This is a genomic window from Gillisia xinjiangensis (genome assembly GCF_046298265.1).
Taxonomy (GTDB): Bacteria; Bacteroidota; Bacteroidia; order Flavobacteriales; family Flavobacteriaceae; genus Gillisia; species Gillisia xinjiangensis.
Genome location: NZ_JBKAHK010000011.1, coordinates 28,409 through 50,678 on the forward strand (window position 1 = coordinate 28,409; position 22,270 = coordinate 50,678).

A 22,270-nucleotide genomic window follows, 5' to 3' on the forward strand; every position below is an offset into this window, starting at 1 on the left:
ATTAGAGATTTTTTGCCGCCGGTATTTTTTGTACCAGCCTTTTAACTGTGGTGAAATTCTTATCCGTTTTAGATAAAATGTACGTATATCGGTATTCTGTCGCGTTATAACTTGTTGGTGAGCCGTTGATCAACAGGATATTCCGGTCATTCGCAAATTTCAATATGCCTTTTACATTATTTGGGTGAAGCCTTCCAATTTCATCCATCATACAGTGAAGCTTGAAATCCTTAAACTTTTTGGAAGCGTTGTCCTTAAACACATTCAGGAGCATAATGTTGATCATTGCTTTAACCAGTACATCGGTGCCTTCAGAACCTACGTTGGACAATTTCTCCACCCATTGCGAATCATTGTCATTTTCTACGATCCTGAATTCCAGGCCAAAAGAATCAGATAGTTTAAGTTCATCGGCTTTAAAAAGATTGATTTCGGCAAGTAATTGCTTTAACAGCTTAACGGCTCTCTCGTTGTTGCTACTGTGATCTTCAGAAGAAAAGAGATTGGTTTTTCCCAGTTGCATCCCGTTCTCATCGTTGAACTTTTTAATTTCAAGCAGGATTTTCATGATCTTATTGGAGCTTTCTACAGTGCGCATTTCCATACTCTTTATGGCGCCCACAAAATTCCTCGAAACAAAATCGCTGTTAATCTTTTGAATAACCCGGTTGATCTCACCTTCTTTGGAAAGCATTTCCCCGGTCTCTTTTCCAATTTGTCTTATGATGTGCGAGAAACGTTCGTTGACCCTTGCTTCATATTCAGAAATCTTATCTTCCTCCAAAAATTCTTTAAGATCTTCGGCAAAATTCAGGAAGTTACCTGTGCCGTTAAAGCGGGTTGGGAAATTGAAAATATTCTCTTCCGCAAAATTTCCGGTGAATTTTATAATTGCTTCCTTGAGGTTATTTAATCTATTAATGCTGGAATACTGCTTTTCTTTTATATTTTCAATCAGTTTGGCTCCGCCAAGCTCTGTTTTGTCCGTGTCCCCATACTTCTTTAAGAGTTTTTCCACTTCTGGGAACAAGTCCAGTTTCTGAAATTCCTCATATTTTTCGAGGTCCTGCAAAATTTGTCCAATTTCTTTTTCCAGTTCCTTTACCTGCTCATTTCTGGTTTTCAATTCTTTGAGAAGGGCCTGTTCTTTTTGCTTATATTCTGTTTCAGCCCCTTCCAGTTCCTTATTGTATAACGATCTCTGGTTTCTGAATTCCGGCTCTCTATCAAATAATTCCCGTTTGTCCATTTGATATTCTATAACCAGAGGAGTATTTGCTTCTATAAAATTCAGTTGCCCATCAATTTTATACAGACTCTTGTCAATTTCTTCGATCCTGCCGGTATCTGCTCCTTTTGCGTCAAGTTCAGATTTTTCCTGATCTTTTATCTCTTTTGTTCTTGCAGCAATTTCCTCTTCTTTCTTCAGGAACTGTGCTTTTAGATCCTGAAGAAGGACTTTTAATTTAGTTTCTTCCTGAAGGAGCAGCTCTTTCTTTTCTTTATTTTTGGAGGAAACGTCCCTCTTTACCCGGGCCAGTAATTTTTCCAGGGCATCAACTGCATTTTGCTTTTCCCCGGTTAATTTCTTTCTATTCTCCAGAAGTGTATCCAAAACCTTTTCTCTTTCAGTATCTGCGCTTTGTTTCAGATCATGCAATGCATTTTCTGTTTTTAAAAGTTTTTGCGAGAATTGATCCTTTTGATAGGTAGTGGTGGAACTTTCTTCTTTTAAGGTATTGATCTTAGGCCGGAATTTTTTCTTTAAATTATGTTTTTCCTTTTCCAGGTTTTCTTCGGAATCGGTTTTTAGCGATTGCAATTTTTCGGCTTCTTCTGAAAATTTCAGGAGGTCCTCTTCATAATCTGCCAGGGTTTTCACCTGTTTATTCACCGCATCTAAATCAAGCTTAATCCCATAAAAGCTATTTGCATTCACCTCACTTAACTCCGGATTAAGATCTTTGCTGAAGAGTACATTTTCTTCATCAACGACCCTTCCAATGGAATTGTCCCAACCCGGAATATGTATGTTTAGCCATTCATAAAAAGAACCTTTGCTGTCGTTTATTTTAGAACGGACGGCTCCAATTTTTTTATTGGTTTCCTGCAGGGATCTATCAAAATTTTCTTTGATGGATTCATAAGAATTTTCAGTCCTGGCATTTTCCAGTTCCCATTCCTTTTTCAGGTGGATTATTTCTTTCCCGGAATTTTCTATAGTAGCTTCTGCCGTTTGAATTTGTTGTTCCAGCTTCTTTTTTTCATCTTCCAGAGCTGCTATTTCATTTTTAAAAATTGGCTTATGCCTTATTTTTACCTCTTTTACTTTATGTTCAAATAATGAAATATCCTTTTCCGCGATTTCATTTTCCGCAACCGCTATAGCCTCCCGGTGCTGTTTTTCGATCTGCTCTATCAGTCTTTCATATTTAAACTGCAGGTTTTCTTTATAAGCCGAAAAAATTTCCTGATGATTTAGTCTTTCCCCAGTGAATTTATTTTTAAACTTTTCGAGCTGTGTTTCAAGTTGGTTAAGGCGGGCCTGGTATTTTTGTTCAATAGCCTCAAATTTTCCTGTGAGCAAATGCCGTTCCTCCTGTAAATGCTGTTTCGAAAGAACTACATCTGATTTTTTCCCCACTTTGGTTAAAACAGCTTCAATATTTTTGGCTTCGTAGGCCTCTTTTTTTTCTTTCAGGCTCTTGAGTTTGCCGGAAATAATGCCAATTTCCGTTTGTAGTAGTTTATGTTTTTTTCCGAAGTTTATCTCAAGAGAGGTAAGGCGTTCTTTAAATCTGGATTCTTCTGATACAGACTTTTTTAGTTCTTCTTCTAGCGCCGGTTTTTTGGTTTTAATGTTGTTCAGGAACCAGCCTAATTGCATTGATAAACTCTTTTTTTCCGCTTCCAAAAATGAATATGCCCTGTTGGCATCGGCCACAGCTTCAGCCTGGGAGCGAACAATGACCTTGCCTGATTTGTTTTTTTGGGACCAGATCTTGATGTCCTTGAGCTCTGTCTCGAAATTCCTTAAATGGTTGTGGGCGTAGGTGCTAAGATCGATCTTTATCTCCTCTTCACTCAGGGATTTTATGATGGTCTCTTTTATAAAAGCAGCATCGAGTTTAGAATTTAAAAATACATTTTGAATCGTCCTGGGGATATTCTGGTACTGCCGGCTTTCCAGAAGTGCATATTTTCTGAATTCAGCTGCCAGGCCCTTATTGTTTCCGTAGAGAATGTTGCGATAATCCTCGTAGTTGCTTATGATCTTTGTATAATATACATCCCTTCCAAATGCAGTTTTTGTTTGTTCAAATGTAGGAAAGGCTTTTCCTGTTTCGTCTATAAAATAATCCTGATGGTACCTGGCATCAAAAAACCTGAATGCTACCCTTCCCTGGGCTTTAAAGGCAATTACAGAATAAGTAATATCCTCACGTTTTACTTCGTAAATGATATAGGAATTTTGATAAGGAAAATAATACTGGTCGAAATTCTTTTTCTCCCTTGGGATTCCCAGCTTTGTTTTATCGGCGTTGTAGAAGAACAGGATGGCTCTTAAAAGCGTGCTTTTTCCCACCCCTTGTGTTCCTATCAGGTGGACATTCCCGTCCAGGCTTATTTCTGCATATTGTGCTGCAGCACTGTTTATGAAAATGATCTTATTCAGGGATCTCATTGGCGATGTCTTCAGGGATGTGTATTGCTAATATTAGTTCTTCCAGGTATGCGAAAGATGAAAGCACTTTATAGGTGCCGGAAACTTCATCCTGTAATTCCACAAAATTGTCCCTGATCAAAAATTTGGCAAGATTTGAAGCAGCGTCTGTGAAGTTGGATTTTTTTGTAACTTTTTTTAACCCTGTTAATTTGGTTTTCAGATCTGCATCTGTATTAAGCCGCACCATAATATCGGCAATGCTAAAACGAAAACCGGAGCCAAAAGAAGGATCAAAGGTTTTAAAAAAGTCCAGGATGTCTATCCACTTAAAGGCAAATTCCAGCTTGCGCTCCAAATTCACCTTAGATTCATCTCTGCTAAAATAAAAGTATCCATCTCCCTTTTCCAAAATGAAATTGATGTTTTCAAAATATGAGGTGAGCTGCTCATAATGATTTTCATCTTCCAGGACTCCATATAGCTTGCGATTAAGGTCATTGGAACTGTTGGAACAAATAAATTTTCCTTTGCTCAGGACCTCGAAAATCTCGGCGGTGTGTTTGGGGAATTCCTGCATTTAATTGGGTTTTGGATAAACAATGGTGTATTCTATATCTTGATAGGTTTCATAACTGGAACTGATCTCCAATATATCTTCGTACTGAGAGATCAACTGGCAATATATGGTTACCCGCTCAGCAAAAGAAACCTCTTTCAAAAAATCATAATTCACCAGAAAACTGAAAAGATTATTGCCGGTTGCCATAAAGTTGTTTTTCACCTCTTCCAGGTTGATCAAAACTTCCTCCTTTATTTGTGTATCCAGTTGGTCCCGGGAGATATTTTCGGCTACGGGAATTTTAATTTCTGCTTTTGTTTTAATTCGGGAGCCAATTTTTTTAATGGCTTCAAAAGCTTCATCTGTAGTAAGAAAATCCAGAGAAAGTTTTACGGGATAGGTGGGTTGCTTTTCAAAGACCACTAAATGCCGTTGGGCCAATACTTTTTTAATATCAGTACTGGCTTCGATAATGAATTGATCCTTTAAGTATTTTATCTTGCGAAGTTTTTCTATGATGCCGCTTTGGTACTTGATCTGGTTCAGAAATTCTATTATCTGTTTTTCGGTTTCGATCAGGTTATGTGAACATTCAATAAGATCGCGTTTTAGTTGAACGATGATAAGATTCAGCTCCTCATCCAGAGCCGATTTAAAGAAGGTTTTTTCTTCGTTTGAGATCAAATATTCTGTTTGTTCAATAAGATCTTTGATGTCAAGCCTTTTGCGATCCAGGTTTTCGAGTTTGGCTTTTTTGTTTTTGTAGTTAGGCTCGTTTTTAAAAGTCGTGTCTATGTTGCGGCGCAGATCTACCACGTTTCTCACCGTGCTTAAGGCGATCTTTTTAAAGGTGTTTTTTATAAACCTTAGATAATTGTACTTCCTGACCTCATTTTTTTCGTTCAGGAAATAATCTATGTTTTCCCGTACGCTCCGAATATTTTCATTGATATAGAAAGTATTTATCTCCTCATTTACCCCAAGCACATTTTCAAAAAATTCGAGGTACTGCGTATCGAGTTCGAGATACTCGTCATTTTTATAGATTACCGAATGATCTATAAGGAACTGGATTTTTTCCTCTTTATAATCCACCATTTCCAAAGCGTAGTCATACCGGTACGCCAGGGATTTTCTTTTAACAAACATTTCAGAAAGCAGCTTCTCTTCCATTTGGAGCGCCCTGAGAAGTTCTTTTAAAGTGGAGAAAGTGTTCATTTACAAAATCAAGATATTCAGGTGGTCAAGATAGCATTTTCAAATGAGAGGAGCCACTTGAATTATTTAGAAATGAAGAACCTTTTGGCTAGATTCTTTCAGCCTTCTACTATGAATACCGGGTATAGCTTTTTTAGCGCAAGGGTGAAGTTAATTTTAGTCCTTGTTTAGGTTGGAAATTATTTTTTTTGAACTTCTTATATATTTTTTTCCTCTTTAAAAACTACCAGGTTGGTGCCAAATTTTTTTTTGAATGTCAGTGTAAATTGCTGTGGATTTTGCAATTGGCCTCCTGGTACAGCAGATGAGCTTATTGTTGATCGTCACGGGACAGTTCTGGATAAGGAGATTTCAGTGAAAAACCCTTCAATGTGTAAATTGCTTATTAAACCTTTACATTCCGGGGAGCTTTATGGATCTTTCAGTTTTTAAAAGAAAAAAGGAAGGAAAATAATTTCACCCAGGAAGAATTTGCTGAACGTGTGGGAATTGCACTAACCGTGGTACGAAAAATAGACAGGGAAAAGAAAATTTAAACCTTGCAAAGGTAAACCATGTTTTAAAAATGTTTGGGCACATACAGGCACCGGTAAGCGAGAAAGACCTTTCCAAAAAGTAGGCGAGTTGCTCTCCTGAAGTGGACATCAGGAGAAGTATGTCAAACTCATAGAAAAATGGTATACTTTATTTTTTCAATAGGATGAAAATTTGAATATATAAATAGTTGAATTCTGTAGATATCAGGATTCAAGCAAAGCGGATGTTGTTCAATTTATATCCAAGTTTTGAACAATAATGTCGCTTATTTACATCTAAAATTATATATTTGTCGTTAATAAGCGACTTAATGAACTCTAAAAAAGCATTGCTCCTTCCCAAATATCAGAAAATATTTGATGGAATAGGTGAGAATATCAAGCTTGCGCGAAAGCGTAGAAAGCTAACTGCGGAGCAGGTCGCAGAACGTGCCGGCATCCACCGCGCTACGTTGTACCGGGTTGAGAAGGGCGATCCATCGGTCGCTATTGGCATTTACTTCAATGTGCTCAAGGTATTAAATCTTGAAAAGGATTTTAATAGCCTAGCCGAAGATGATAAACTTGGCCGGAAACTTCAGGATCTTGATTTACTTTAAGCTATGGCAGGAGGAAAATTTGATATTTATGTGTATGCAGATTGGAAAGGCTTGATTGGTCCTGTGCATATTGGAATACTTTCGGCACATTTTGCTAAAGCTAAAAAAGCATTCAGCTTCGAGTACAATAAAGAATGGTTAGCGCGGGATTCCTATCAGCTGCTTGATCCGGATATTATGTTTTATTCCGGGCCACAGTACCCTTCCGATAAGGAAAATTTTGGCATCTTTTTAGACAGCATGCCAGATACATGGGGGAAGACCTTGATGAAGCGCAGAGAGTCGCAAGATGCAAGAGCTCGCAATGAGAAGGCGAGAACACTTTATGAAATTGATTATTTGTTAGGTGTTTACGATGAAAGTCGAATGGGAGCACTTCGGTTTAAGACAGATCCAGATGGGCCATTTTTGGATAACGATAACCAAAATCCTACACCGCCCTGGTCCTCACTCGGAGACTTACAGGAAGCGGTCGATCATCTTGAGAATGACACACAGAGTGATGATATTCGCCAATGGATAGCCGTTCTCATCGCACCTGGATCTTCTCTTGGCGGTGCCAGACCCAAAGCAAACATATTGGGAAAGGACAAAGACCTATGGATTGCAAAGTTTCCTTCAAAAACAGATACCGTGGATAAGGCAGCCTGGGAATTCCTTACCTATAAACTGGCAATTGCAGGTGGCATTGAAATGTCAGAATCCAGAATTGAGCGAATTTCCGGTGCATATCATACTTTTTTGACTAAACGATTTGATCGTGAAAAGGGTAATCGTATCCATTTTGCATCAGCAATGACGATGACCGGGAATACCGAGGAATCTCTCAAAACAAATACACCCAGTTATCTCGATATCGTGGATGTTATAGAGAATTACGGAACGAATGTAGATGAAAATCTTCAACAGTTATGGCGCAGGATTGTATTCAATATTGCCGTCTCAAATACAGACGATCACTTGCGTAATCACGGTTTTATCCTGAATGAAATAGGTTGGGAACTTTCACCTGCCTTTGATCTGAACCCATCGATTGATAAGGATGGACTTGCGCTCAATATAGATATGGATGATAATGCGCTGAATTTTGAACTTGCAAGAAGCGTTGGGAAATTTTTCCGTTTGAACGAAAGTGAAATGGATACCATCCTTAAAGAAGTTTTGAATGCGGTCAAGGAGTGGAAATCTGTCGCAAAGCAAATAGGTATTCCCCCTAGGGAACAACTATTGATGGAACCAGCCTTTCATACAGAGCTATAAGTAAACCAGTTCAAGCCAGCTCACAAGCAATAGACAAAAAAAACTGCGGAGTCATTCGGTCATACTCAAAATCATTTCAGTTTTTTAAAAATGTTTTCCAGCGTTTCATTATGTTTTGAAAATGGGGTTCTAGAGGGGGCATTTTTGAGGGTGTTGTAATTATACTTTTTACCATCTGGGCGGAAGACTAATTTTGAAGTAATAAATAGGTTCTTTATGGTCATGGTATTATTTGGAAATGTTTTGGTGAAATAGTTATAAAATTCGCGGGAACTGGGACCGTCCATTTTAAAATGAATTCTGGAGTTGTGGTCTTTCCAGTTTTTGGTAAGCACGTTGTGGAAATCTTCCAATGAGGTCAGGTCCTGATTTACCAACTCATACCGGACGAGATCGTTATATAACTGCTCAAGTTTCACATCTGGAATGGTAAGATTAAAATTCTCCAATGGGATTACTCCCGGCCTTTTCAAATGCGGCAAAAAGGATCGTTCAAATTTATCGGACCAGGAAAGAACACAAAAAAAGAAACCCAACCCAAATGCAGCTGTAGTTATTACCTGAAGCAGGAGGTTATCAGCCTGGGAGGTACTTTGAGAAAAATACATCAGATGCATAAAACCAAGTCCCACCAGGTTAAAAAGGATTCTCGGTTTTTCTACCTGACTATACGAGTTAAAAGAGGTGTTTAGAAAATAGCGAAAAATTCCCGGAGCAAAATGAATAGCTAAACGCCCGTATGCATAAATAAATGCCACATTTGCCAGATATTGAAAAAGATCAAAATTCATAATCTATTTGCAGCTCAGGTATTAAGGTGGCAGCCTCTTTCTTCTTTTTGTCCACTATTTTTGCATAAATCTGTGTGGTTCTTACTTCCTTGTGGCCAAGAACCTTTGAAACAGTGTAAATGTCTGCTCCATTTTCCAGAAGAAGAACCGCATGGGTATGCCTGGCGCTATGAAAGGTGATGTGTTTGGTAATTCCTGCCCTCATACACCACCTGAGGATTTCAGCATTAAAATGCGCTCCATATTTTAGCCCCTTGAAGACACGGTCTATTTCCTGCCTTCTTTTTCCTAAAAGCTGTTTTGCCTGGTTTGAAATATATTGGTATTCCTGTCCGGCGGTTTTTTTTTGTTTGAAGATCAGCCGTGTACCTTCCTCTTCATCGCGGACTTCAGCCCAGGTAAGTTTATCTATATCGCTCCACCTCAGGCCTGTCAAACAACTAAATATGAATGCATATTTTAGAACCTGGTGTTTACAGTTTGCTTTAACTAAGGCCTGAAGGTCTTCATTGGTAAGATATTCCCGAGCTGTTTCTCCCTGTGCATAGCCTTTGACGGTAGTAGCAAAATTCCTTCTGGTATAACCCTCATCAAAAGCATGTCTTAAAGCGGCTTTAAATTTATTGTAATAGGAATATTTGGAATTTTGGGATAGGAGCGTATCTGATTTGGTCCTGGCCTTATTGAGAAATTTTTTAAAGCCTAAAACAAATTCTTCATCAATGTCCTCAAATGTTATTTTTTTCTTTTTGCAGTAATCCTCGAGATGATTTTGAGCAGCATCCCAGTTATCATAGTTTCCTTTGCTCTCATAACGCTCTTCCTTTAATTTTTCATAGTACGTGAGAAATAACAACCTGTTTTTAGATCGATCCTTAATCCCGTATCTCCCCTGGGCGTATTCGGCCCTGCGGATAGAGAGAATCTGTTCAGCCCTTAAAAGAGTTTCAGCGTTTTCTTTTTTTTCAGAAGTATTTTTCGGATTGATGTATAAATACTCCTTAAGATATTCAAATTCCAATACAGGAAGTGAGAAATTAGCATTAACAGTGCTTTACAAGCGGAAAAATAAAAAAGGTACAGAAAGGTACACGGAAATTAGCACCACTTTTTTAAAAAAAAATGAAAAGAAAATCTTGCCTCTAATTTGACCAAAAATAATAAAGTAAAATTTTCAGATCCTGGGTCTTGTTTATTAGGCTCCAGGAATTCAAATTTAAATAAAACTAAAAAGATAACCTGGCCGGTAATTTCGCCAGGAATAATAATAAAAAATCGCAGGCCGTTGGTCAGGTTTTTTGATCAGACCATTTCCAGAAATAGCTAGGAATCGCCCAAATAAATCTGACGATATGTTAGGAAGTATTTTTACTAAATATTTCCTAACATATCGTCTTTTTAAAAAGCTAGATGTATAAATATTGTACTAATTAAGCTCTCTTACAATCGGTATTGTTCAAAATGATCCTTGTTATTCTGGAATGCCTCTAATTGGAATAAATCCTATCTGGGTGATTTAAATACCCGATATGTCGAGATCATAAATCATTAAAACATTTCTATTTCCCCGAGGTAAAACAAATATTCCGTTACTTTAAGCTTTATATAACACGTTAGCTGCAAAAAAAATTAAAATATGTACATAAAGCCAGTTTACCCACTAAAAATTGTACTCCTATGGACGAGGAAGTATATCTACTTTTTTTTCCTACTATCTGTTGTACCTGTTTTACTGTTTGATGTTGTTGGCTTAAAATGGCTATATCTACCCTGGCTTCCAATTGGACTTGTAGGGACATCTCTCGCTTTCATAACCGGATTTAAAAACAATGCTTCATATGAAAGGCTTTGGGAAGCCCGAAAGATATATGGAGGCATTGTAAACGCATCAAGGCTATTAGCAACAATGAGCAATGACTTTATCACTAATGAATTTGCCAGAACAGTGAGAACTGATAATGAATTTCTTAAAATCAAGAAGGTTATTATAATGCGTCATGTAGCTTGGATGACTTCTCTGAGGCATGCTCTTAGGGTCAAAAAACCATGGGAAATCAATAAAGAGCAAATGAAAACCGTAGATGTAGCAGAACACAAAATCTCTCTCGAAGAAGAACTAGATGGATATTTAGATAAAGATGAGAAAGAGTTTGTACTAAGCATGACAAATAAGCAAGCAGCCTGCCTCAACCTTCAATCCCGCCATTTTAAGGAATTAAAATCAGAAGGATTGATTGATGTCTTCCGCCACATGGAGTTTAAGAATATGATTGGCGAACTATTTTCTTTGCAAGGCAAAGTTGAAAGAATTAAAAACTTTCCGTATCCAAGGCAATTTGCCACTCTAAACTTGTTTTTTATTTGGATTTTTATAATTCTACTACCCTTTGGAATGATGCATGAATTCCATGAGATAGGACTCGTTATGGCTAAAGACGAAAACACAAGCTTTTTGAATCGTCTTGTTGCTGAGCATTTTGTGTGGATGACTGTTCCAATTAGCATTATTATATCATGGGTGTTTATGCTTATGGAAAGAGTAGGTGACGTATCTGAAAATCCTTTCGAAGGAAGTAGAAATGATGTCCCGATTACTACAATTTCAAGAGCTATAGAAATTGATATTCGAGAAATTATTGGAGATGATAAAAAGGACATACCAAAGCCTTTTCAAAATACTGCTGATACTGAAATGTAAAAAGGAACCAGCAGCTAACAACGTATAACCGGCATTAAAACGACCGCTTATACCTGGCCGTTAGCAGGGTTTTTTATACAAGTTAAAAAATGAACATTAGTAATTTTAAGAAGCATCCTTCAAAATCATTAATTGAACTGTACAGATTGAAGAACTTTCAAGGGGCAAATCCTGCGAGTGCAAAAGTCTTATTTGTTGGCAAAGATCCAAATTGGGCTGTGGACATTGATTTATCGCCAATATTTAACCTGGTTCGCGATTATTTGCGTGATGGAGTTGAATTCTGGGAGAAGCACGAAATTCACCATCCGTTTTTACATCCCAAGTACGATGGAGAAGGAAAGAAATATCATAAAACTATTTCAAAATTAAACTTTAAAAGCGATTACGCTGATAAAATATCATTTGTCGAAATCATTGGTTTTCCAACAACAGGAATGTCTTCAACAAATTCTAAACAATTTAATGAATTTCTATTATCTGCAGAGAACAGAAATCACCTTAATGAATTAGATCACCTCTTAAATGATTCTACTAAAATGATTTTTCTGTTTTGGGGATTAATCAATCACTTGAAGTTTATTAATAAAAAAACCGGGCTATTCAAAAAGTTCGCGAACATTGATAAAAGTATATTAGTACGAACAGATTTAAACAAAATTGAGCATTTTTATTTTCATAAACATTTTTCAATGGGGATAAGTTCAGAAACTCTACGAAAAATATCTATTGAAGTATCACAGAACTTAGATGAAAACCACAGCTAACATAACAACTAGGCAATTGTGGTTTTGGGTAATTGTAACTTTCTTTTTCTTAAATTTATCATTCCTGGCAAACGCTGCAAAGTTTTATATGATACCAAAATATTTTTATTATGTGCTACGATATAAGTACTAATTTGGAAGCTCAATTAAGCCGTGCCAGTAGGAAATTGGATTTACGGGCCATTAAAGAAATTGAGGAAAACCTGGCTACTTTAACCGACTTGCCAATTTACCATACTACAGGTTTCAGTCATCCCAAATTGCTTATTTATACAGATCGTTCTCCCTGGAATCCCGAAGTATCAACCTGGGGGTTGGTTCCTCATTGGGTAAAAGACAAAAAGCAGCTAAAGGAATTATGGAATAAAACATTAAACGCCAGGGGAGAGACCATCTTTGAAAAACCTTCCTTCCGGGAATCGGTCAATCATAACCGCTGTCTGATTTATATCAATGGATTTTATGAACACCATCACCTTAATGGTAAAACCTTCCCGTTCTACATTCATCAAAAAAACGATAAACCTTTGGCATTGGCCGGACTTTGGAGCGAATGGACCGATCGGGAAACAGGGGAGAACCTAAATACTTTTTCCATAGTAACCACCAAAGGAAATAAAATGCTGGCCAAAATCCATAATAATCCAAAATTGGAAGGACCAAGAATGCCATTAATTTTGCCGCAGGAATTGGAGGACAATTGGCTTCACCCAATTGAAGACGAACTGGATGTTAAATCCATTCAGGAATTGATAAGAGAATACCCTGATGAAGAATTAGATGCTTACACGGTGAAACGATTGAGGGGAAAAGAATATATCGGGAATGTTGAGAAAGTTTGTGAACCCTTTGAATATGCAGAATTAAAGGCTTCATAAAAGTGAATCTTTATGATCTCCAGGATCCGCAATTCAAATCAACTATAAATATTTCTTTGGACATGGATAGTTTATTCATATTCAAGACCATGACCTGTAAAAATATAGGTTTATCCCAAAAATAAAATAAATATTTCGTTACTTTAAGTTACAATCCAGGCATCAAATACTTGCTATAGAGGTAATAGATAAGTGATATAATAATGGAAATGAACAGCGACCAAAATATCCAATGGCATTCTCTTTCGCCCACAGCTGTATTAAAACTTCTTAAAAGTTCCATCAAGGGTATTTCTTCAAAAGAAGCTTCCGAACGTTTAAAAAAAGAGGGACGCAATACACTAGTTAGAAGAGCAAGAGAAGGCATTTTTAGCATTCTGATACGACAATTTTTAAATCCACTCATCTATATTCTTTTTGTAGCAACCATTCTTGCTATAGCTATGGGGAAAATCACAGATGGTGTCGTGATATTTTCAGTAATACTGATTAATGCAGTTATCGGGTTTATTCAGGAATATCAGGCTGGAAATACCATAGCCGGTTTATTGAAATTAGTACCGGAAAAAGCCACATTAATGAGGGACAATGAACAGGTAAGCATACCCATCTCTGAACTGGTTATCGGGGACTATATTTTACTTCAGGCAGGGGATAGTGTGCCGGCTGACATGCGGCTCACCTTCACAAAAAATGTTCAATGTGATGAGTCTATCCTTACGGGAGAATCCCTTCCGGCAGAAAAGGAAATCCTTGCTGTAGCTTCCGATGCGGGAGTGTCTGACCGTACCTGTATGGTTTTTAGCGGAACATTAATAACCTCGGGAACTGCCGAAGGAGTTGTTGTTGCAACAGGGATGAATACAGAAATTGGAAAAATTGCATCTCTGCTAGAGTCCACAGACGCACCAAAATCGCCACTCACACTTTCCCTTGAAAAGATAGCAACCCGAATTACCTACGCCATTATTTCTGTAGGAGTTGCTGTTTTTGCTTTGGCCATATTCCGTGACTATACGTTTAGCGATGCTGCATTTTCTGCAATTACCTTAGCAGTCGCCAGCATTCCGGAGGGGTTGCCCGCAGTTATTACCATTGCAGCAACTATTGGTTTGACACGCATGGCAAAAAGAAAAGCGATCATCAGGCATTTGGCTTCGGTAGAAACGCTGGGAAGCACTACGGTTATTTGCTCGGACAAAACCGGCACGCTTACCCGCAATGAAATGAAAGTTAATTTCCTATGGAACGGAGAAGGAGAATTTCCTATCCTGGAGGCTGGGAGTGATACAAGGGGTAAAATCATAAAGGATGGCAGTAGCATAGAAGCGGAAGCGCATGAGTTAAGAGAATTGATTCTTTGCGCAACACTTTGCAATGATGCAACCTTTCAACAAGACGATAAAACAAAGAAGAAGAAGATAGCCATAGGTGATCCAACAGAGATCGCACTTTTGAAAGCTTCATTAAATTTTAGAATTGATTTAGAAGAATTGAAACACATTTGGCCAAGACTGGATGAGTTACCATTTGATTCGGACAGGAAGATAATGGCCACTCTTCATCAGTCTCCTGCCAGTGATAAAGTTATTTATCTTAAAGGGGCTCCCGAGGCTGTTATTCCTCTTTTAACCCATCCTGGTAAAGTATCAGAAAAATCACTTGAAGAGGATATACGTAAAGCAGTTTTGACATTTGCCGAAAAAGGAATGAGAGTGCTTGCCTTTGCCAAAAAAAAATTACCAAAAGAGGGCTTACCAAACATTGTTGAAGAAAATTTAAGGCACTTTGAATTTTTAGGATTAATGGCCATGAGCGACCCTCCAAGGCTGGAGGTGAAAGATGCTATTGAAGCCTGTCACAGTGCAGGAATAATTGTGAAAATGATTACTGGCGATCATCCCGCTACTGCTACTGAAATAGGAAGACAACTTGGATTGACGCAAGATGGCAAGGTGATTACCGGGAATGAACTTCAGAAGTTGAATGAAGTTGATCTACAGGAAACAGTGAAAACTACGCACATTTTTGCCCGGGTTTCTCCGGCTGATAAGCTTAGACTTGTAAGAGCGCTGCAGGCCAACGGAGAAATTGTAGCGATGACTGGAGACGGAGTGAACGATGCGCCAGCCCTCAAACGTGCGGATATAGGTGTGGCTATGGGAATCAGCGGAACAGCTGTTGCCAAGGAGTCGGCAGATATGATTATAGCCAATGATAATTTTGAAAGTATTGAAGCAGCTGTTGAGGAAGGACGAAGGGTATTCGATAACCTTCTTAAATGTCTTGCATTTTTATTACCTACAAGCATAGGTTTAGGCCTGGTAATATTTATTGCGGTCTTGTTTTTCCCTTCCGAAGGTGGCATACTACTCAAACCTATGGTGCCCGTTCAGGTACTATGGATCAACCTGATTACTGCAGTTGCACTAACATTGCCCCTTGCTCTTGAGGCTAAGGATCCGGATGTGATGAACCGCCCACCGCGCAAGCCAGACAAACCATTATTAAGTTCTTTTTTGATCTTCAGAATTGTACTGGTTGCCCTTGTGATGGCCGGGGGAACTATAGGATTATTTCTGTGGGAATACCACTTAGAGCTTTCAAAAGGAATCTCAAAAGACCTTGCTGTTTCCGAAGCTCAAACCATGGCTGCAACTACAATGGTATTATTTCAGGTATTTTACCTGATTGATTGTCGTTCCCTGAAGCTCCCAATTCATAAAATTGCAGTTTTCTCCAATCCTTCCATTTATTTTGGAATTGCGGGAGTATTATTTGCCCAGGCTGCATTCGTTTATATTCCCATTATGAACCACTGGTTCCATACATCTCCTTTAAAGGCAGAAGCATGGGGCATGTCCTTTATAGTCGCATTTTCCATCCTGATCATTATAGGTATTGAGAAATGGATTCGTTACCATTATTTTAAGAACATTGAGGTATAGTGAAATTATGGTAGAGGCACCTGATTTATTTATTAAACATTATTAAAGGGAAGTTTTTTAAATTTATAATTTTAAAACTTCCTATGTCATTGGAAAAATAATATACATTTGCCAATCAAACCATCAAAATATCATTTAATATGAAAAAAATTTTACCCACCCTTGCTGCCCTTGCATTAGTGCTTAGTGTTGTTTCCTGTAAAGAATCCACAACAGAAACTACCATTGAATCAGATGAAGTTTATGAAACCCCTGCAGAGAATATAGAATCTCCAGCGATCATAGAAATCGATTCTACCGTGGTAGATACAGTTATTGTAGATTCTCTTACTGTTCAATAAAAGTTGGGGTAAAATAAAATTGAATAGGAGTTGTATTTCCAGCTTTATAAAGAAATATAATTTGAGATTTAGTATCTGTTACAGAAGGTTAGGTTTTTTAAACAGAGGAAAAAGAGGGCAATTTGTAGCCCTCTTTTTTTTGCATTTCAAATTTAATGAATAGTGTCTTCGGAGGATTACTTAAATTAATTCCCGAGGATGTTATAAGTTTAGGAATTATTCCTCTGGATTTTTAATATTATCATCCAACATTTTATATTTTTTCTGTCTGGATTTCCAACGCTCCATCGCATATTGTTGCATATCTTCTACCTGGTCTTTTTCGTCTACAATCTCAAAACCCAGCAATGTTTCTATAATATCTTCAAGGGTTGCAATACCATCCATTCCGCCATACTCATCAACCACCAGTGATATTTGCTCTTTTCTGGTTATCAATTCTTCCCAGGCAGTAAACAAGGTGGTTTTTTCGGAAAAAGTAGTAATATTTCTGCGAATATCCTTTAGGGTAAGATCAAATTGGTCCTCTGCAAGTTTTTCAAAAACGAGTTCCCTAAATACATAGCCCGTAATATTATCACGATTCCCGCCATATATGGGAATTCTTGAGAAATGGAGGAATTCTTTATTTTTCAGAAATTCCTGTAAAGTCATATCCTGATTGGCTATTACCACCACGATTCGTGGCGTCATAATTTCCGAAATTGGAATACTTTTCAGCCTTATAAGGTTTTGAATAATCTTATTTTCCTTATCCACAAAAATCCCCTCTTCGGTACCGATGGAGGCCAGGGCAGAAATTTCTTCACGACTTGTGGTTAGTTCCTTTTCCTTTCGGGATAAAAGCCGGGTAAGAGTTAAAGACAAAAGCACCAAAGGATACGTGATAAAAATCATAATTCCAATAAGTACTGAAGAAAATCCCATTAACTCCCGGCTATAGTTGGCGCCGAGGGTTTTGGGAATAATTTCAGTGAGCACTAAAATTAAAAGTGTTAATACCGCCGAAACAATTCCAAAGGAAGCTTCCCCAAATACAATAGTAGCCTGGGCACCAACTCCTGCAGCTCCTACGGTATGTGCCACAGTGTTTAATGAAAGAATTGCAGAAAGGGGACGGTCTACATTTTCCTTATGTTTAAGGAATTTTTCAGCCCTATTATCTCCCTGATCTAATTTTGCTTTAAGATACGATATAGGTGTAGAAAGGAGAACCGCCTCTGCAATTGAACATAAAAACGAAACAAATAAGGCTATAAAAAGGTAAATGAATAATAGGGTCATAATTACGTATAAAGGCTTATTTTAAAGCAATTTGACACCAAAGATAGATAATTAAGGATATTAAAGTTGAATTATTATTTAGGATGATTTTGCAGACAACTATCCTTAAGATCTTATAGGGTTTAATAGGGAAATTTCAGCAAGTTGAATAGTTTGGATCAGGAACTTTTTTTAATTACTTCTTTACCAAACTCCAGGACATCGTATGTAATGCACTTTTTATTGTCCAGCTCAAAATCCCTCATCAACCTTCTGCAGGACATATCATCAAGCCCTAGGAACACAATATGATCCCTTATGTGTTGGGTAAGGCAGTCTACGACCTTTTATCCGAGGCAGCATATAGAATCAAAAGATCTGCTTGATCTTGGAATAATTGAAGAAGAAGATTACGAGACCCTTAAAGAGGGATTGACACCAATAATTATTCAAAAATAACCTCTGCCTATATTGTTAACAGAAGCGCAGATAACAGTAATGTTCTCTGCGCTTTTTTGTTATTATTAATTATCCTGAAAATAAAGCTAAAAGGTTCTGAAATACGGTTTTCCGTAATATCACCTAAATTTTTTTATCTAATTTTATCAGAATCTGGTTGTTAAAATATTAACTATATTTAACCACCAACCACCCCCTTTAAACTAACTATGACTTCTAAATTTTATTTCCTTCAGGATTCTTACCCGGAGCTGTTTAAAGTCAGTGAGTTATCAGAGAGGTTGTTTTATATTGATCCCAGTTCTTCGCTTTCCAAAACCAGGTTATTCACAGAGAAAATCACCACTCTTATCTGGGAGTTTGAGGATTTGGCCTATTTTGAAGGAACACAGGTAGAAAGAATTTACCAGCTCTATAATCGAAATATTATTCCGGAGATTATTAAGGATCTTTTACATATCATTAGAAAATCCGGAAATAAGGCAAGCCACCAGGGAAATAGTACAGAAAAAGAAGCGCTTTTCGTATTGAAAAAATGTTTTCAACTCGCCAAATGGTTTTATGAGACTTATGAGAATGATTACCTGGAGCCACAGGAATACAGTTTACCGCCACAGGAGGACCAACAATCGGTTGACGATCTTGAATGTGAGCTTGACAGGTTAACCCGGAAGGTTACCAATTATGAGGAGAAAATAGCCTCAATGAATCTTTCTCCAGATGTGGTGGAGGAGAGAAAAGAAAGATCTTATAGGGTAGCAAAAAATCTCACCAAATCTGAAGCAGAGACAAGGGATTTGATAGATGAAAAATTACGGGAAGCCGGATGGGAATGTGATACCGAGAATTTAAACCATAAAAAGAATAAAACCCTTCCTGGAAAGGGAAGAAATGTTGCTATTGCAGAATGGCCTTGTGCTGGTAAATGGGCAGATTATGCGCTTTTTATTGGAACAAAATTATATGGCATTGTAGAAGCTAAAAAGTATGCTTCAGATATTTCAACAGACCTTTACCAGTCCAAGATTTACGCGGGATGTATTGAACCTCATTCGGAAATTGAACTAATGGGAAGCTGGGGCATCTATAAAGTACCCTTTCTTTTCTCTACCAATGGTCGTTCTTACCTGGAACAGCTGAAAACAAAAAGCGGAATCTGGTTTCTGGATGTGAGAAAAGATCGAAATCAGTCAGATGCACTTCGCGGTTGGTTCTCACCAAAGGGTCTTGAGGATTTGTATAAGCGTAATGTTGAGGATGCCAACAGGAAACTTCAGGAGAGTGAATATGATTACCTTCAAAGTAAAAATGGTCTTAGCCTTAGAGATTATCAAATTGATGCAATAAAGGCAATAGAGAACAAGATCATAAAACAACCAGATGATAAAAGATCGCTATTGGTAATGGCTACCGGAACTGGAAAAACCAGGACGGTATTAGGTTTGGCTTACAGGTTTATCAAATCTAACAGGTTCAAAAGAATCTTATTTCTTACCGACAGAAGATTACTGGCTATTCAGGCTTTAAGCGGCTTTAAAGATAATAAAATTGAAGACCTTAATACTTTTGCGAATGTTTACCAGATAGAGGATATGAACACTCATATTCCCGACGATGTTACCCGCTTACATTTCGCTACAGTGCAAAGCATGGTAAAAAGGTTATTCTATAATGAGAATGATCCTTTGCCAATAGATACCTATGACTGTATAATTATTGATGAAGCCCATAGAGGGTATAACCTGGATAAGGAAATAGATGAGGATGATCTTCATTTTAAGGATGAACAGGATTATGTGGGGCAATATAAAAGAGTGATTGAATATTTCAATGCTTACATCATTGGATTAACTGCAACTCCGGCGCTTCATACGAAACAAATCTTTGGTGATCCCGTGCACAGCTATTCCTACAGGGAAGCCGTAATTGATGGTTTTTTGGTAGATCACGAACCTCCGTATTTAATTAAGACAAGATTAAGTGAAGAAGGAATTCTATGGAAGAAAGGGGAGAAACCAAAAGCTTATAATCCTGAAACCAACAAAATTGAAGAGCTTGCAGAACTGGAGGATGAACTTCATATTGAAATTGAACAGTTCAATAAACTTGTAATTACAGAACCTTTTAACCGAGAGATAGCTAAAAGTCTGGTGCAGAATCTAGATCCTGAGGGGGATGAAAAAACATTAATTTTTGCAGTAAGAGATAGTCACGCTGATCTAATTGTACGTTTACTTTATGAGGAATTTGCTGCTATTGGGGTAGATGTGCCTAATCAAGCAATTGCGAAAATTACCGGTAATACGTATGATCCTGAAGATCTCACCAAACGGTTTAAAAATGAAAAATATCCTTCTATAGGCGTTACCGTAGATTTGCTTACTACAGGAATTGATGTGCCTACTATCACCAATCTGGTATTTATACGAAGGGTTAGATCCCGGATTTTATTTGAACAGATGCTGGGCCGTGCCACAAGGTTATGCCCGGATATAGATAAACAGTTTTTTAGGATATATGATGCCGTTAGGGTTTATGAAGCACTTGAAGGCTATACCCAGATGAAAACGGTTTCCAATCCGCAAATTTCTTTTAAAAAGCTGGTGGAAGAACTCGATTATATCGAAACTCCGGATCGGGCGGAAAAACAGCTCCAACAAATACTTGCCAAGCTACAGAGAAAGAAAAATAAATTAAGGGATAATAGTCTTGAGGAATTTATGTACCTGGCAAAAGGTGATTCTCCAGATGAATTAATTGAAGCCTTAAAGCAGATTAAAGGGGAGCAGGTAAAAAGAGTTGTGGCAGAATATCCCGGACTCTGGAATTTTCTGGATTCTAAAATTTTCCAACCGAAATTTCAGCTGGTGTCAGATCATCAGGATGAAGTTTTGGGAATAGAAAGAGGTTATGGAAAGGCAAAAAGGCCTGAGGATTATATTGAGGACTTTAGAAGCTTCATCGAGGCAAACCGAAATAAGCTTTCGGCCCTGGAAATGATATGTACCAAACCCGCTGAACTTGACAGGAAATCACTGAAGGAATTAAAACTTGCTTTGGACCAGGAAGGTTATAATGCGCGGACTTTAAGTACGGCCTGGAAAAGCACCAGGAATGTGGATATAGCTGCAGATATTATTTCCTTTATTAGAACAATGGCACTTGATACAGATCTTGTAAGTCACGAACAACGTATAAAAAATGCTGTAGAAAATATCAAATCAGTTAAGAACTGGAACAGGATCCAGTTAAAATGGATAGATCGTTTTGAATCTCAGCTATTGAAAGAAACCGTTTTAACCAAAGGAGATTTAGATGAGGAACCATTTAAGAAAGATGGCGGTTACAACCGACTGGACAAAATTTTTGAAAATAATCTTGATGAGATTTTAGCAGAATTAAATGAAAATCTATATTCAGCATAAGTGATGACAGGAAAAAATAAATTTACCGGGGAGGAAATTGAGGATTTACGAATATTGGTGAAGAAATTTTGCAAGTCGACTGAAGCCACAGAAAGAAAAAGCATACGAACCAGGTTCAGGAAACTTCAATTTTATGTCTCAGATTATGGCATTCAAAATATAGACATATCTCAATTCGAAGCTTTGCTGCGGTCTGGAAAAATCCAGAAAACCGGAAATGGATTGAATGCTGAACAAAAATCAAAGTCAAAAGTATCAGCATTAAATGTTAGCAAAAGCCTGGAAGAAAATATTACAAAAATTGAAAACAACCTTGTTAATGGAAAATTTATTTCAGCCAAAAACCTGGACGGAAATGCGAAATTAGATTGTACAGGTTTTTATTGTATCAAATTAAGCGTTGGATCAAAATTTTCAGATCGATACCAAAAACATCTTGATACAAGAAATCATAGAATTATTTATATAGGCAAAGCTGAAGGTCAAACTTTAAGAAAAAGATTCCTGGGGCAGGAATTGAGAGCAAAAGGTCACGGAACTTTTTTTAGAAGTATAGGTGCTGTTTTAGGATATAGCCCTGAACAAGGGTCCTTAATTTCTTACCTGAATAAAAAAAATTATAAATTTTCTATTAAAGACGAAATAGAGATTATTAACTGGATCAATAAGAATCTGGAAGTTAACTGGACAGAATACTCAGGAGATTTCATGGTGGAAAAGGCCTTTATAATAAAGTATTCGCCATTATTGAATGATTCACATAATCCCAAAAAATTACAGGAACTAAAAATTGATAAAGCCAATTGCAGATTTATTGCAAATCAAACTAAATCATATCAAACTAAATCATATCAAAATTAA

15 protein-coding genes and 1 pseudogene are annotated in these 22,270 nt (G+C 37.4%); 10 read left to right on the forward strand and 6 right to left on the reverse strand.

Annotated features, from left to right (window positions below):
* Nucleotide 1 precedes the first annotated feature (1 nt).
* Genes ACKGJN_RS15715 through ACKGJN_RS15725 form a run of 3 tightly spaced genes read right to left on the reverse strand, consistent with a single transcriptional unit; the run spans nucleotide 2 to nucleotide 5,444 of the window.
* Entirely contained in the window at nucleotides 2–3,685 is a 3,684-nt protein-coding gene (locus tag ACKGJN_RS15715) for an ATP-binding protein (protein WP_409540511.1), read from the reverse strand.
* Complete coding sequence (locus ACKGJN_RS15720) at nucleotides 3,669–4,244, reverse strand: condensin complex protein MksE (RefSeq protein ID WP_409540512.1); 576 nt, start codon at nucleotides 4,242–4,244, stop codon at nucleotides 3,669–3,671. The genes ACKGJN_RS15715 and ACKGJN_RS15720 overlap by 17 nt, the downstream gene beginning before the upstream one ends.
* Nucleotides 4,245–5,444: a hypothetical protein gene (locus ACKGJN_RS15725; RefSeq protein WP_409540513.1), complete on the reverse strand. Its 1,200-nt coding sequence runs from the start codon at nucleotides 5,442–5,444 to the stop codon at nucleotides 4,245–4,247.
* Nucleotides 5,445–5,860: 416 nt separating this feature from the next.
* Here ACKGJN_RS15725 and ACKGJN_RS15730 point away from each other — a divergent pair.
* From ACKGJN_RS15730 to ACKGJN_RS15740, 3 genes and pseudogenes are all read left to right on the forward strand, one after another.
* Nucleotides 5,861–6,063: pseudogene (locus ACKGJN_RS15730) on the forward strand (helix-turn-helix domain-containing protein).
* A 207-nt stretch (nucleotides 6,064–6,270) separates the two neighbouring features.
* Nucleotides 6,271–6,579: a helix-turn-helix domain-containing protein gene (locus tag ACKGJN_RS15735; RefSeq protein ID WP_409540514.1), complete on the forward strand. Its 309-nt coding sequence runs from the start codon at nucleotides 6,271–6,273 to the stop codon at nucleotides 6,577–6,579.
* 3 nt (nucleotides 6,580–6,582) lie between these two features.
* Nucleotides 6,583–7,839 carry a type II toxin-antitoxin system HipA family toxin gene (locus tag ACKGJN_RS15740; RefSeq protein ID WP_409540515.1) on the forward strand — a complete coding sequence of 419 codons (1,257 nt, stop codon included), beginning with the start codon at nucleotides 6,583–6,585 and terminating at the stop codon, nucleotides 7,837–7,839.
* A gap of 71 nt (nucleotides 7,840–7,910) precedes the next feature.
* Here the strand turns inward: ACKGJN_RS15740 and ACKGJN_RS15745 are convergent, their stop codons facing one another.
* Complete coding sequence (locus ACKGJN_RS15745; RefSeq protein WP_409540516.1) at nucleotides 7,911–8,630, reverse strand: hypothetical protein; 720 nt, start codon at nucleotides 8,628–8,630, stop codon at nucleotides 7,911–7,913.
* Nucleotides 8,620–9,651, reverse strand: coding sequence for a site-specific integrase (locus ACKGJN_RS15750; RefSeq protein ID WP_409540517.1), 1,032 nt, complete (start codon nucleotides 9,649–9,651; stop codon nucleotides 8,620–8,622). The genes ACKGJN_RS15745 and ACKGJN_RS15750 overlap by 11 nt, the downstream gene beginning before the upstream one ends.
* A 615-nt stretch (nucleotides 9,652–10,266) precedes the next feature.
* Here ACKGJN_RS15750 and ACKGJN_RS15755 point away from each other — a divergent pair.
* From ACKGJN_RS15755 to ACKGJN_RS15775, 5 genes are all read left to right on the forward strand, one after another.
* Nucleotides 10,267–11,328 carry a bestrophin family protein gene (locus ACKGJN_RS15755; RefSeq protein ID WP_409540518.1) on the forward strand — a complete coding sequence of 354 codons (1,062 nt, stop codon included), beginning with the start codon at nucleotides 10,267–10,269 and terminating at the stop codon, nucleotides 11,326–11,328.
* 89 nt (nucleotides 11,329–11,417) lie between these two features.
* A complete protein-coding gene (locus ACKGJN_RS15760; protein ID WP_409540519.1) occupies nucleotides 11,418–12,095 on the forward strand; it encodes a hypothetical protein in 678 nt (225 codons plus the stop codon).
* A gap of 110 nt (nucleotides 12,096–12,205) precedes the next feature.
* Complete coding sequence (locus tag ACKGJN_RS15765; protein ID WP_409540520.1) at nucleotides 12,206–12,973, forward strand: SOS response-associated peptidase; 768 nt, start codon at nucleotides 12,206–12,208, stop codon at nucleotides 12,971–12,973.
* Between the two features lie 209 nt (nucleotides 12,974–13,182).
* Nucleotides 13,183–15,921, forward strand: a complete 2,739-nt coding sequence (locus ACKGJN_RS15770; protein ID WP_409540521.1) for a cation-translocating P-type ATPase — start codon at nucleotides 13,183–13,185, stop codon at nucleotides 15,919–15,921.
* 140 nt (nucleotides 15,922–16,061) lie between these two features.
* The gene (locus ACKGJN_RS15775; RefSeq protein ID WP_409540522.1) at nucleotides 16,062–16,262 is read left to right on the forward strand and encodes a hypothetical protein; all 201 of its coding nucleotides are present in this window, start codon (nucleotides 16,062–16,064) and stop codon (nucleotides 16,260–16,262) included.
* Between the two features lie 216 nt (nucleotides 16,263–16,478).
* Here the strand turns inward: ACKGJN_RS15775 and ACKGJN_RS15780 are convergent, their stop codons facing one another.
* Nucleotides 16,479–17,546, reverse strand: coding sequence for a CNNM domain-containing protein (locus ACKGJN_RS15780; protein WP_409540523.1), 1,068 nt, complete (start codon nucleotides 17,544–17,546; stop codon nucleotides 16,479–16,481).
* Between the two features lie 647 nt (nucleotides 17,547–18,193).
* Between ACKGJN_RS15780 and hsdR the strand changes: the two genes are divergently transcribed.
* Nucleotides 18,194–21,409 carry a type I restriction-modification system endonuclease gene (gene hsdR, locus ACKGJN_RS15785; protein ID WP_409540524.1) on the forward strand — a complete coding sequence of 1,072 codons (3,216 nt, stop codon included), beginning with the start codon at nucleotides 18,194–18,196 and terminating at the stop codon, nucleotides 21,407–21,409.
* Between the two features lie 3 nt (nucleotides 21,410–21,412).
* Nucleotides 21,413–22,270, forward strand: coding sequence for a GIY-YIG nuclease family protein (locus ACKGJN_RS15790; protein WP_409540561.1), 858 nt, complete (start codon nucleotides 21,413–21,415; stop codon nucleotides 22,268–22,270).